13 protein-coding genes are annotated in these 12,636 nt (G+C 69.2%); 12 read left to right on the top strand and 1 reads right to left on the bottom strand.

The window, feature by feature from the left end; all coding sequences use genetic code 11:
• The first annotated feature begins 92 nt into the window (after window positions 1-92).
• The 8 genes from LKD76_RS20545 to hisH all read left to right on the top strand — a co-directional run bounded on the left by LKD76_RS20545 (window position 93) and on the right by hisH (window position 9,188).
• Window positions 93-959 carry an arylamine N-acetyltransferase family protein gene (locus tag LKD76_RS20545; RefSeq protein ID WP_227982940.1) on the top strand — a complete coding sequence of 289 codons (867 nt, stop codon included), beginning with the start codon at window positions 93-95 and terminating at the stop codon, window positions 957-959.
• Window positions 960-1,016: 57 nt separating this feature from the next.
• Window positions 1,017-2,783: a penicillin-binding transpeptidase domain-containing protein gene (locus tag LKD76_RS20540; RefSeq protein ID WP_227982939.1), complete on the top strand. Its 1,767-nt coding sequence runs from the start codon at window positions 1,017-1,019 to the stop codon at window positions 2,781-2,783.
• 234 nt (window positions 2,784-3,017) lie between these two features.
• Window positions 3,018-4,583, top strand: a complete 1,566-nt coding sequence (locus LKD76_RS20535) for a serine/threonine-protein kinase (protein ID WP_227982938.1) — start codon at window positions 3,018-3,020, stop codon at window positions 4,581-4,583.
• Window positions 4,584-4,692: 109 nt separating this feature from the next.
• On the top strand, window positions 4,693-5,298 hold the full coding sequence (locus tag LKD76_RS20530) for a maleylpyruvate isomerase family mycothiol-dependent enzyme (RefSeq protein ID WP_227982937.1): 606 nt from the start codon (window positions 4,693-4,695) through the stop codon (window positions 5,296-5,298).
• Window positions 5,299-5,444: 146 nt separating this feature from the next.
• The gene (gene hisD / locus LKD76_RS20525; RefSeq protein WP_227982936.1) at window positions 5,445-6,782 is read left to right on the top strand and encodes a histidinol dehydrogenase; all 1,338 of its coding nucleotides are present in this window, start codon (window positions 5,445-5,447) and stop codon (window positions 6,780-6,782) included.
• Window positions 6,779-7,930: a histidinol-phosphate transaminase gene (locus LKD76_RS20520; RefSeq protein ID WP_227982935.1), complete on the top strand. Its 1,152-nt coding sequence runs from the start codon at window positions 6,779-6,781 to the stop codon at window positions 7,928-7,930. Before hisD ends, LKD76_RS20520 begins: the two co-directional genes overlap by 4 nt.
• Window positions 7,931-7,944: 14 nt before the next feature.
• The gene (hisB, locus tag LKD76_RS20515; protein ID WP_372465892.1) at window positions 7,945-8,559 is read left to right on the top strand and encodes an imidazoleglycerol-phosphate dehydratase HisB; all 615 of its coding nucleotides are present in this window, start codon (window positions 7,945-7,947) and stop codon (window positions 8,557-8,559) included.
• Entirely contained in the window at window positions 8,556-9,188 is a 633-nt protein-coding gene (gene hisH, locus LKD76_RS20510) for an imidazole glycerol phosphate synthase subunit HisH (protein ID WP_227982933.1), read from the top strand. The genes hisB and hisH overlap by 4 nt, the downstream gene beginning before the upstream one ends.
• A gap of 9 nt (window positions 9,189-9,197) precedes the next feature.
• Here the strand turns inward: hisH and LKD76_RS20505 are convergent, their stop codons facing one another.
• Window positions 9,198-9,674, bottom strand: a complete 477-nt coding sequence (locus tag LKD76_RS20505; RefSeq protein ID WP_227982932.1) for a hypothetical protein — start codon at window positions 9,672-9,674, stop codon at window positions 9,198-9,200.
• A 230-nt stretch (window positions 9,675-9,904) separates the two neighbouring features.
• Between LKD76_RS20505 and priA the strand changes: the two genes are divergently transcribed.
• Genes priA through hisI form a run of 4 tightly spaced genes read left to right on the top strand, consistent with a single transcriptional unit; the run spans window position 9,905 to window position 12,636 of the window.
• The gene (priA, locus tag LKD76_RS20500; RefSeq protein ID WP_227982931.1) at window positions 9,905-10,636 is read left to right on the top strand and encodes a bifunctional 1-(5-phosphoribosyl)-5-((5-phosphoribosylamino)methylideneamino)imidazole-4-carboxamide isomerase/phosphoribosylanthranilate isomerase PriA; all 732 of its coding nucleotides are present in this window, start codon (window positions 9,905-9,907) and stop codon (window positions 10,634-10,636) included.
• A 1-nt stretch (window position 10,637) separates the two neighbouring features.
• Window positions 10,638-11,480 (top strand): inositol monophosphatase family protein, encoded by an 843-nt coding sequence (locus tag LKD76_RS20495; RefSeq protein ID WP_227982930.1) that lies wholly within the window; start codon window positions 10,638-10,640, stop codon window positions 11,478-11,480.
• Window positions 11,477-12,250: an imidazole glycerol phosphate synthase subunit HisF gene (gene hisF / locus LKD76_RS20490; protein WP_227982929.1), complete on the top strand. Its 774-nt coding sequence runs from the start codon at window positions 11,477-11,479 to the stop codon at window positions 12,248-12,250. The genes LKD76_RS20495 and hisF overlap by 4 nt, the downstream gene beginning before the upstream one ends.
• A gap of 38 nt (window positions 12,251-12,288) precedes the next feature.
• Complete coding sequence (hisI, locus tag LKD76_RS20485; RefSeq protein WP_227982928.1) at window positions 12,289-12,636, top strand: phosphoribosyl-AMP cyclohydrolase; 348 nt, start codon at window positions 12,289-12,291, stop codon at window positions 12,634-12,636.

Here is a 12,636-nt window from a genome sequence, read left to right as displayed (position 1 = left end):
CGGCGGGCGGTGGCAGTGGTGGGAAGGATGGGAGACACGTGGTCGTTGATCAGGGGGCGTACGACGGTTACCGAGACCACACAGGAGAAGTCATGACGGAAAATCCGGCCCCGGTCGCGAACTGGGACGGTGCGGCACTGGATCTGCCGGCGTATCTCGCCCGCATCGGCTTCACCGGCGAGCCGGCGCCGACCCTCGACACCCTGCGCGCGCTGCAGTACGCGCACACCACCACCATCCCGTTCGAGAACATCGAACCGGTGCTGAAACGCCCGGTGCTACTGGACCTTCCGTCGTTGCAGGACAAGATCGTCCGATCCCGCCGCGGCGGCTACTGCTACGAGAACGTGGGCCTGTTCGCCGCCGCACTGGAACGGATCGGCTTCGGCGTCACCGGATTACACGGACGGGTGAGTATGGGCGCGCGCGGTGAGATTCGCCCGGCGACGCACGCGCTGCTGCGCGTGACCACCGCCGACGACGAGCGGGTGTGGCTGTGCGACGTCGGTTTCGGTTCCGGACCACTGGCCCCGCTCGCACTGAATCCCGACGCGGGGGAGGTGCGCGCCGGCGATTGGCGATTCCGGCTGGAACGCACGCGCGGCGACCTGGACTCGGAGTTGTGGGTCCTGCACCACTTCGCTCGCGACGGCTGGATCGACCGCTACAGCTTCACCATGAATCCGCAGTACCGCATCGACTACGCGGTCGGCAATCACTTCGTCTCCACGTCTGCGCGCTCGCCGTTCGTGACCCGGCCGTATGTGCAGCGGTTCCGGCCGGACCGGCACGACGTCGTCGACAACACGACCTGGATCACCGAGTATCCGGACGGCACCTCGCACAGCCGTGATCTGCCGCCGGCCGATCTGCCGAAGATCCTGGCGGCCGAATTCGATATCGAACTCGGCGACGTGGACGCGGCGAAACTGGCGGCGGGGGACTGGCTGCGCCGCTGACCGGCGGCCCGCGCCGTTTACCGCACCGCGGCGGAGCGCGGCGGTAGTGTCGGCCGCGTGCGCACCGGATCGAAGTTGTTCGCCCTGCTCGCCGCCCCGATTCTCGCTGCCGCCGCCTGTGCCGGAGACAGTTCCTCCGACCGGCTCGACCGCAGCGTGCACACCTTCGCCGATGCGTTGAGCCACGGCGATCCGGCCGCCGCGGCCGCCGTGACCAGCGATCCGGCGCAGGCCACGACCATCCTGGGCGCGCTCTTCGACAGCCTCGGCAAGAAGGTGCGGGTCGACGTGCGGTCGGTGGACCGGTCCGACCACCACGCGACGTTCGGCCTCGCCACCACCTGGACCTTCGGCACGGCCGGACATCAGTGGACCTACGCCACCACCGGTACCGCCGACGAATCCGGCGACAACTGGAAGATCCGGTGGAATCCGGCCACCGTGGCGCCCGGCCTCGAGACCGGGCCGCTGTCCTACGACACCGTGGGCCCGCAACCGGCCGCGCGGGTGCTCGACCGCGACGGCGCGGAATTGATGACCCAGCAGGTCGTTACCCTGGTCCAGCTGGCGCCCGGGGCCGACCCGAATGCCGTTGCGGCCGTACTGGGACCGATCGATCCGAGCATCACCGCGGCGAGCCTGCGCCAGGACATGGACAGGGCCCAGGGCAAGCCCGTCACGGCGATCGCGTTGCGGACCGGTGATCTCGCCCCCGTGCAGGACCGGCTCGCCGCGTTGCCGAACGTCACACTGGCACCGCAGACCCGGCTGCTCACCGTCGACAAGGCACTGACCTCCCCGGCCCTGTCCGGGGTGAGCGACCTGTGGCAGCACAGCACCGACGCCGCGGCAGGCTGGGCCGTGCGCGCGCAGGGCACCGACGGCGCCCATACGGTGGGCGGACAGGATCCGAAACCCGTCGGCGACATCACGACCACTCTCGACACCGCAATGCTGCGCCGTGCCGAGGCCGCGCTCGCGCCGATCCCGACTCCCGCCGCGATGGTGGTGCTTCGACCGTCAACGGGTGACGTTCTCGCCGTGGGGCAGAACGCGCCCGCCGACGCGCAGGGGCCGATCGCGCTGACCGGCCTGTATCCACCGGGTTCGACCTTCAAGACGGTCACCGTGTCGGCCGCGTTGCAGGCCGGGCAGGTCGCCGCCGACACCATGGTCGCCTGCCCCGGCACCGAGAACATCGAGGGCCGGCAGATCCCCAACGACAACAACTTCGACCTCGGGACCGTTCCCTTGCACACCGCTTTCGCGCGGTCCTGCAACACCACCATGGGACGGCTCGCGGTGAACCTGCCACCCGACGGTCTGACCCGTGCGGCCGCACAGCTCGGCCTCGGTGTGGATTTCACCGGCCCCGGCATGACCACGGTGACCGGAAGTGTGCCCACCGCAGACACTTCCGCGCTGCGGGTCGAGGAGGGCATCGGCCAGGGCCGGGTGACGGCGTCGCCGTTCGGCATGGCGTTGGTCGCCGCGACCGTGGCCCACGGTTCCGTGCCGGCGCCCACCATCGTCGCGGGATCGCCCGGCAAGGCGGATCGGACGCCGCAGCCCGTGCCCGCGCCGGTGCTCGATCAGGTGAAATCCATGATGCGCGAGACGATTACGAACGGCACGGCGACCAGCCTCGCCGACATTCCGGGCATGCTCGGCAAGACGGGCACGGCCGAATACATCGACGACACCCACGCGCACGGCTGGTTCGTCGGCATCGACGGCGATCTGGCGCTGGCGGTCTTCGTCGGGGACGCCGGCAGCTCGGCCCCGGCGGTCGAGGCGGCCGGACGTTTCCTGCGGAATCGGTAGTAGCCCCCGCGGCTTTTCAGTGAACTTCGTCACACGATGTCCGGGGGTAATAGCGAAGTGATCTCGCACGCATCGCATGGTTGTCACACATATTCCGCACAGATCTCGCTCCGGCGTCAAAGCGGCCCGTCACGCCCGCTACACTCGTCCGGGAACACGCGCGGGACATGACCCCGCGCGCGGTAAGTCACGGATCGCGGAGAAACTCGGAGTAGTGCCATCGAAACCGGCCAAGTGATCGCAGGGCATTACCGCCTGGTCGAGCGGATTGGTAGCGGCGGCACAGGCGTCGTCTGGCGTGCCGTCGACGAACGACTCGAACGGTCGGTCGCGATCAAGCAGATCCTCACCCAGCCCAGTCTGCCGCCGGGTGAGAAGGAGATCGTGCGTCAGCGCGCCTCGCGTGAGGCGCGCAATGCGGCGCGGTTCCAGCATCCCAACGCGATCGTGGTCTTCGATATCACCGATCACGAGGGCGATCCCTGCCTGATCATGGAATACCTTCCGTCGCAGAGCCTGGCGGTGGTGCTGTCCTCGCAGGGCACACTGCCGCTGCCGCAGGTGGCGCGGATCGGTGAGCAGGTGGCCTCGGCGCTGGTGGCCGCTCATCGCGCGGGCATCGTGCATCGCGACATCAAGCCCGGAAATGTGCTGCTCGGCGACAACGGCACGGTGAAGATCACCGACTTCGGTATCTCGAAGGCCAAGGGCGATGTCAATCTCACCGCGACCGGCCTGATCTCCGGCACCGCCGCCTACCTCGCCCCCGAGGTCGCCCGCGGCGCCGAACCCTCCCCGGCCGCCGACGTATTCGCCCTGGGCGCAACGCTTTTCCACGCGCTGGAGGGGGAGCCGCCCTACGGCACCAACCCGAATCCGCTGGCGCTGCTGTATGCCGCGGCCAACGGTCAGCTCAGCCAGCCGCGCAATGCCGGACCGCTGACCGATCTGCTGCTGGACCTGCTCAGCTTCGAGCCCGACGACCGGCCCAGCATGACCGATGTGCGCGATCACCTGGCCGACTTCGCCGATCAGGGCGTCGATTCCGAGTCCACCCGCATGCTCGCCACGCACCGCGGTGCCTCGCGCCGGCAGGCTACCCGCACACTGGATCGTCGTGCGGCACAGGCCGATATCTCCACCGCGGAGATGATGGCCGGTTCCGCGGTGCTGTCGGAGCCGGAGATGCGGCCCGTGCGGCCCGCGGCCGCCGCCGCCCATCCCACCCGGTCGAATCCGATCACCGGCGCCGAGCCGGTGGCGACCCGCAATGCCAAGCCGTGGGTGTTCGCCGGTGGATTCGCCGCCGGTCTGGTGATCGTCGCGGCCGCGCTGTATTTGATGTTCGGCGGCGCGAAGACGGAATCCTCCGGCTCGCAGGCGGGTTCGGCCTCGGCGACGGCCAGCGCGCAGTCGGCGTCGTCACAGCCGAATGTGGCGGCGGTGGGGCAGACCAAGAGCGCCGGCAAGACCGATGTCGGCTCGGCCGCCGAGCGCATTCAGGAGTTCTACGACGACCTGGTCGGCCAGAACACCAGTAGCGCATGGAACATGCTCACCCCCGCGGCGCAGCAGGTCTACGGTAGCCAGGCCGCGTTCGCCGGCTACTGGAAGCAGAACCAGATCACCGGCTACAACACCATCGAGGGTGCCCGCGGCGGTGCCAGCAGCACCAATTCCGATGGGTCGGTGGACATGTCGGTCGCCAGCATCACCTATGGCGGTCAGTCCAAGTCGATCGAGTTGCGGGTGGTCGTCGGCAGCAACAATCACCTCCTCATCGACAGCGACACTCACTGACTTGTGCGCACAGCCGCGCGATGAGCTGTGCCGCAGTGGTTTCCGCATCCTCCGGTGCCCGGCCGCCGTGGCCCTGTCGAGCCGGCGCCGGAGCCGGTAGCGTCGGGCCATGAGTATCCGGCAGTTGCTGAACGACGAGCGCACCGATCTGATCGCCCTGCTGCACGAGCTGAGCGAGGCGGAATGGGAAGCCGCGTCGCTGTGCGAGGGATGGCGCGTGCGCGATGTGGTGGGACACCTGCTCTACGACGAGATCTCACCGCTGGGATACGCGCGCATCGCGGTGAGCCGCCGGCTCGCCACCGATCGCATCAACGCGGATCTGGTCGAGCGCACGCGCCGGCTGTCCACCGCGCAGTTGCTGCAGCGCTTCGAGAACTCGGGGCAACGCATCACCCGCCTGCTGCCCCACGTGGGGCTGGCCGACATGCTGGTCCACCACCAGGACATCCGTCGCCCTCTCGGCCGGGCGCGCACCATTCCCGCGAGCCGCTCGACCGCGGTTCTCGACCACCCCGACCCCTTCGCCTCGCCGCGGCGCTACACCCGGGGGCTGCGTTTCGCCGCCACCGATCTGGACTGGTCGTCGGGCGCCGGGCCGGAGGTCCGCGGACCCGCCGAGGCGCTGATCCTGGCCGTGGTCGGCCGCCCGATCGCCCTCGACGAGCTCACCGGCGACGGTGTGCCGATCCTGCGGCAGCGATACGGAGTCTGATCCGAACGCCCGGTCCGGTCGCGGTCCGCGCCGGTCGGCGAATATCGGCTGGCGCGGACCCGATAGGCTGGTAGGCGGTCCGGAGCTTTCGCTTCGATGTGATGACCAGCACAGACCGGCCGGACAGACAAGGATTTCACACCGTTATGACAAGCCGCATCGAGCTCGCCCGCGTGGATCTGCGCGGACGCACGCCCACCGCTGCCGAACTGCGCGCGGCCCTGCCGCGCGGGGGAGTGGACGTGGACTCGGTGCTGCATCAGGTGCGGCCCGTGGTCGAGGCGATCCGCGATCGCGGGGTCGAGGCGGCGCAGGAGTTCAGCGCGAAATTCGACGGGGTGGCCCCCGCGACCGTGCGGGTCGCGGCCGCCGAACTGGACCGCGCCCTCGCCGAACTGGATCCGGCGGTGCGCGCGGCCCTCGAGGTCGCCATCGAGCGCACCCGCAAGGTGCACGCCGATCAGCGGCGCACCGACACCACGACCGAGGTGGTGCCCGGCGGCATCGTCACCGAACGCTGGGTTCCGGTCGAACGGGTCGGGTTGTACGTGCCCGGCGGTAATGCGGTGTACCCGTCCAGTGTCGTGATGAACGTGGTCCCCGCCCAGGCCGCGGGGGTGGACTCGCTGGTGGTGGCGTCGCCGCCGCAGGCACAGTTCGGCGGCCTGCCGCATCCGACCATCCTGGCCGCGGCGAAGCTGCTCGGTGTCGAGGAGGTCTGGGCGGTCGGTGGCGCCCAGGCGGTCGCGCTGCTGTCCTACGGCGGCACCGATACCGACGGTGCCCAGCTCGTCCCCGTCGACCTGATCACCGGGCCGGGCAATATCTTCGTCACCGCGGCCAAGCGGCTGTGCCGCGGCCTGGTCGGCATCGATGCCGAGGCCGGCCCGACCGAGATCGCGATCCTGGCCGACGCCACCGCCGATCCGGCGCATGTGGCCGCCGATCTGATCTCGCAGGCCGAGCACGACGTCCTGGCCGCCAGCGTCCTGGTCACCGACAGCGCCGCACTCGCCGATGCGGTCGACGCCGCGATCAACGCCCAGCTCGAGGTGGTCAAACACCGGCACCGGGTCTCGGAGGCGTTGTCCGGCAAGCAATCCGGTGTGGTCCTCGTCGACGATATCGCGCAGGGGCTGCGCGTGGTCAACGCCTACGCCGCCGAACACCTCGAGATCCAGACCGCCGACGCGGCCGCGGTCGCCGCCCGGGTGCGCAGCGCCGGCGCGGTATTCGTCGGCGCCTGGTCGCCGGTCAGCCTCGGCGACTACTGCGCCGGCTCCAATCACGTTCTGCCCACCGCCGGTTGCGCCCGGCACTCGTCCGGGCTCAGCGTGCAGACCTTCCTGCGTGGCATCCACGTCGTGGAGTACAACGAGGTGGCGCTGAAAGACGTTGCCGGGCACGTGGTCTCACTGGCCAACGCGGAAGATCTCCCGGCCCACGGCCAGGCCGTGCAGGTGCGGTTCGAGGCGTTGTCATGACCGACACCACGGTGGGCGCGCAGGCTCCCGCGGTTCCGGGCGCCGGGGCGACGCTCGACGATCTTCCGCTGCGGGAGAACCTGCGGGGTAAGAGCCCCTACGGCGCGCCGCAGCTGACCGTACCGGTGCAGCTGAACACCAACGAGAATCCGCATCCCCCGAGCCGGGCGCTCATCGACGACGTCGCCGAATCCATTCGCGCCGCCGCCGCCGATCTGCACCGCTATCCCGATCGCGACGCGGTCGCGCTGCGCGCCGATCTGGCCGCCTACCTGACCCGGCAGACCGGCGTCGCGGTGGATACCGCGAATGTATGGGCCGCCAACGGCTCCAACGAGATCCTGCAGCAGCTACTGCAGGCCTTCGGCGGGCCGGGGCGCAGTGCTCTCGGTTTCGTACCGTCGTATTCGATGCACCCGATCATCTCCGAGGGCATCGATACCGAATGGGTCGAGGCCAAGCGCAATGCCGACTTCTCCCTGGATATCGACTACGCGGTGTCGGTCATCGCCGACCGCCGCCCCGATGTGGTGTTCGTGACCAGTCCGAACAACCCCACCGGGCATTCGATCGCCCTCGACGGGCTCGAGCGTGTGCTCGAGGCCGCGCCGGGCATCGTGGTCGTCGACGAGGCCTACGGCGAATTCTCCGCTGTGCCCAGTGCGCTGGCGCTCATCGATCGGTACCCGGCCAAGCTGGTCGTCAGCCGGACCATGAGCAAGGCGTTCGCCTTCGCCGGTGGTCGGTTGGGGTATCTGGTCGCCGCACCCGCGGTGATCGAGGCGATGTTGCTGGTGCGCCTGCCGTATCACCTGTCGGTGGTCACCCAGGCCGCCGCCCGCGCCGCGCTGCGGCATGCCGACGAGACCCTGGGCAGTGTCGCCGAACTCGCCGCTCAGCGGGATCGGGTCGCGACGGCGTTGCGCGAGCTGGGATTCGAGGTCGTGCCCTCGGACGCGAACTTCCTGCTGTTCGGCTGTTTCGCCGATGCCCCGCGGACCTGGCAGCGGTATCTGGACGAGGGTGTCCTGATTCGCGACGTCGGCATCGCGGGCTATCTGCGCACCACCATCGGACTGGCCGCCGAGAACGACGAATTCCTACGCGTGAGCGCGATGTTGGCGGGTACCGAGGTGATCTCCCGATGAGTACGGAAGCGAGTATGAACCGAACCGCACGGGTGGAGCGGACCACCCGCGAGTCCAGTATCGTCGTCGAGCTGAACCTCGACGGCACCGGCCGCACCGACATCAGCACCGGCGTCCCGTTCTACGACCACATGCTGACCGCGTTCGGTCAGCACGGCAGCTTCGACCTGACCGTGCAGGCGAAGGGCGATATCGAGATCGAGGCACATCACACGGTCGAGGACACCGCGATCGTCATCGGCCAGGCCCTGGGGCAGGCACTCGGCGACAAGGCGGGCATCCGCCGCTTCGGCGACTGCTACATCCCGATGGACGAGACCCTGGCCCACGCGGTGGTGGATGTGTCGGGACGGCCCTATTGCGTGCACGACGGTGAGCCGGAACGCCTGCTGCACACGGTGATTCCCAGCGCGGGGCCCGGCGCCTCCTATTCGACGGTGCTCAATCGCCATGTCTTCGAATCCATCGCGCTCAACGCCCGCATCGCACTGCATGTGCGGGTGCTCTACGGTCGCGATCAGCATCACATCACCGAGGCCGAGTTCAAGGCCGTCGCCCGCGCACTGCGCGCCGCCGTCGAACCCGACCCGCGAGTCACGGGTGTGCCGTCCACGAAGGGAACGTTGTGAGCGCTTCGGTCGTGTTGCTGGACTACGGTTCCGGCAATCTGCATTCGGCCGCCCGTGCCCTGGCCCGGACCGGCGCCGAGGTGACCGTCACCGCCGATCCGCGGGTCGCGCTGAACGCCGACGGTCTGGTGGTGCCCGGCGTCGGCGCCTTCGCCGCGTGCATGGCGGGGCTGCGCGAGGTACGGGGTGAGCGGATCATCGGCACCCGGCTCGCGGGTGGCCGGCCGGTCCTGGGCATCTGCGTCGGTATGCAGATCATGTTCGAGCGCGGCGTCGAATTCGGCGTCGAGGCCGAGGGCTGCGGCCAGTGGCCGGGAACGGTGGAACGCCTTCCCGCGCAGGTACTTCCGCATATGGGCTGGAATACCGTCACCGCGCCCGCCGACAGTGTGCTGTTCGCCGGAATGGATCCCGCGACGCGCTTCTACTTCGTGCATTCCTACGCCGCCCAGAAATGGGAGTGGGACGACAACGGCACCATCGCTCCGGCGAAGCTGATCTGGGCCGAGCACGGTGGACCCTTCCTGGCGGCGGTGGAGAACGGGCCGCTGTGTGCCACCCAGTTCCATCCGGAGAAGTCCGGGGACGCCGGTGCGCAGCTGCTGCGCAACTGGGTCGGCTCGCTGTAGCGCCTCGGCTCAGGCCGGCGGCGGCAGCATGTCGACCCGCTCGGTGAGCCAGCGGCCGTCGACGTTGTCGAGATAGACCCGCATCACCGAGCGTTGCGGCCGCGGCAAGCCGAGGGTCGCATCGCTTCGGGTGGACTGGTCGACCGTGACCACGATCTGTGGATGCTCGGGGTCGGGGACATCGGTGCGGCATTCGACCGACATGGCCTCCGAGCGGGTGTGGCCCGAGGTCGCCTGGGCGCGGCGATCGGGTGCCGTGGCGCTGAACTGATCGTGGAACGCGCCGGTGGACAGGTCGAGTACGCGGCGGTCGTAGTCGTCGTAACCCGCCCAGTCGAACGTGGTGAGCTGGCGGCCGAAATCGCAGGCTGCCAACTGAATCGGGTCGGTCGGAGTGGCTGCGGCGGTCGGGGTGACGACCAGCGCCGCTCCGACCGTCGCACAGGGTAACGCGATCGCCATGGGCCGCAACGTGATCCGGGACATGGTTGCAGATCCTCTTCCTAGACAGCAGTGGCAGTACGTGCCCCCGCCCCAGGGTACGTACGCGGAGAGCGCCGGCAAGGACCTCCTGCGCACAGTGACACGCGCAATGTTCGGAATGCCCAGCCGTCTGCAGCTCAAACGTGTGAGGTCCGTCCCGCGGGCAGTGACGGGCGTCCCATATGCGCCATCCCGGCACCGCGACGCCAACCGGTAGCCAGTAGGCTGCATGCGTGAGTCTTGTGCTGCTACCCGCCGTCGATGTCGCCAATGGTGAGGCCGTGCGCCTGGTCCAGGGGGAGGCCGGTAGCGAAACCGGCTACGGCGCCCCCCGGGACGCCGCGCTGGCCTGGCAGGAGGCGGGGGCCGAGTGGGTGCATCTGGTGGATCTGGACGCGGCGTTCGGGCGCGGATCCAACCGTGAGCTGCTCGCCGAGGTGGTCGGTGAACTGGATGTGAAGGTCGAACTGTCCGGGGGCATCCGTGACGACGAGTCGCTGAAGGCCGCGATGGCCACCGGCTGTGCCCGGGTCAACCTGGGCACCGCGGCCCTGGAGGATCCGCAGTGGTGCGCTCGCGCGATCGCCGATTACGGCGACCGGGTCGCGGTCGGCCTGGATGTGCGGATCATCGATGGTGAATACCGATTGCGGGGCCGTGGCTGGGTCAGCGACGGCGGCGATCTGTGGGAGGTCCTCGAGCGCCTCGAGCGCGACGGCTGCTCCCGCTACGTGGTCACCGACGTCAGCAAGGACGGCACCCTGCAGGGCCCGAACCTGGATATCCTGCGGCAGGTGTGCTCGGCCACCGATGCGCCGGTGATCGCCTCCGGTGGCGTCTCCGCTCTCGACGATCTGCGGGCCATCGCCGGACTGGTACCCGAGGGCGTCGAAGGCGCGATCGTCGGAAAAGCCTTGTACGCCGGGCGTTTCACCCTGCCCGAGGCCCTGGCCGCGGTTCGCTGACGTGAGTCCCGCCGCCCTCGACCCGGCCGCGTTGCTCGCGACGGCGAGCGAGATATTGGACAGTGCGACACCACGTTTCGTCGAAGGCGTGGGAGCACCCAGCGCGGTGCAGAAGGGACGCGGCGATTTCGCCACCGCGCTCGATCTCGAACTCGAACGCACGCTGTCGCAGGAATTGCTCGACCGGACCGGGATCCCGGTGCACGGTGAGGAATTCGGTGGGCCGGAGCTGAGTTCGGGTACCGCCTGGGTCCTCGATCCGATCGACGGCACCTTCAACTACTCCGCGGGCCACCCGCTGTCGGCGATGCTGCTGGCGCTGGTCGACGACGGTCAGCCGGTGCTCGGGCTGACCTGGCTGCCACTCCTGGATCGCCGCTACGCCGCGGCCGTGGGCGGTCCGCTGCTGCTCAACGGAAAGCCGTTGCCGCCGTTGGAATCCGGTCGGCTCGCGGAAGCGATGATCGGCTTCGGCGCGTTCAACATCGATGCGCACGGCCGCATTCCGGGCCGGTTCCGCTTCGATCTGCTGGGTGCGCTCAGCCGGTTGTCGAGCCGGGTGCGGATGCACGGCTCCACCGGGATCGATCTGGCCTACACCGCATCCGGGGTGCTGGGCGGAGCGGTGGTGTTCGGTCACCATCCGTGGGACAACGCCGCCGGGGTGGCGCTGGTGCGGGCGGCGGGCGGTGTGGTCACCGATCTGCGCGGTGAACCATGGTCGATCACCTCGCGTTCGGTGCTGGCCGCCGCGCCCGGTGTGCACGAGGAACTGCTGGACATGATCGACAGCGCCGTCGACCGCGCCTATGAGGGCAACGAGAATTCGGAAGGGGCGCAATGACACTCGCGACACGCGTGATTCCGTGCCTGGACGTCGACGCCGGCCGGGTGGTCAAGGGCGTGAACTTCGAGAACCTGCGCGATGCGGGTGATCCGGTGGAACTGGCCGCTGTCTACGACGCGCAGGGTGCCGATGAGCTCACCTTCCTCGATGTCACGGCCTCGAGCGGCGATCGCGGCACCATGATCGATGTCGTGACCCGCACCGCCGAGCAGATCTTCATTCCGCTCACTGTCGGCGGCGGCGTGCGCACGGTCGAGGATGTGGACCGGCTGCTGCGCGCGGGCGCGGACAAGGTGTCGGTGAACACCGCCGCCATCGCCAATCCGGAGATCCTGCGCGAGATGTCGCAGCGATTCGGTTCGCAGTGCATCGTGCTGTCGGTGGACGCGCGCCGGGTGCCCGATACCGGGTCGCCGACCCCCTCGGGTTGGGAGGTGACCACTCACGGCGGTAAGCGCGGTACCGGAATCGACGCGGTCGAGTGGGCGATCCGCGGCGCGGAACTGGGAGTCGGCGAGATCCTGCTCAACTCGATGGATGCCGACGGCACCAAGGGCGGATTCGATCTGCCGATGATCAGCGCGGTACGTGCCGCGGTCTCGGTCCCGATCATCGCCAGCGGCGGCGCCGGGCAGGTCGAGCATTTCGCCCCCGCCGTGGCCACCGGCGCCGACGCGGTGCTGGCCGCGAGCGTGTTCCACTTCGGTGATCTGACGATTCCGCAGGTGAAATCCGCGATGCGGGCCGAGGGCATCACCGTTCGCTGACGGCCGGGACGCAGACAGGAACAGGTATAACGATGGGTATGAGTTTGGATCCCGCCATCGCCGCCCGGCTCAAGCGCAACGAGGCGGGCCTGGTCGCCGCCATCGCGCAGGAGCGCGGCACCGGTGACGTGCTGATGATGGCGTGGATGGACGACGAGGCCCTGGCCCGCACGCTGGCCACCCGCAAGGCCACCTACTACTCGCGGTCCCGGCAGCAGTACTGGGTCAAGGGGGAGACCTCCGGGCACACCCAGTACGTGCACGAGGTGCGCCTGGACTGCGACGGCGACGCGCTGCTGCTGATCGTCGACCAGGTGGGCGCGGCCTGTCATACCGGCACCCATACCTGCTGGGACGGTGACCAGCTGCTCGCCGACGCGCGCTGA

Source organism: Nocardia spumae, from assembly GCF_020733635.1.
Classification (GTDB): Bacteria; Actinomycetota; Actinomycetes; order Mycobacteriales; family Mycobacteriaceae; genus Nocardia; species Nocardia spumae.
The sequence above is the reverse complement of the archived record's forward strand: the minus strand, read 5'-3'. Positions and strand labels throughout refer to the sequence as shown.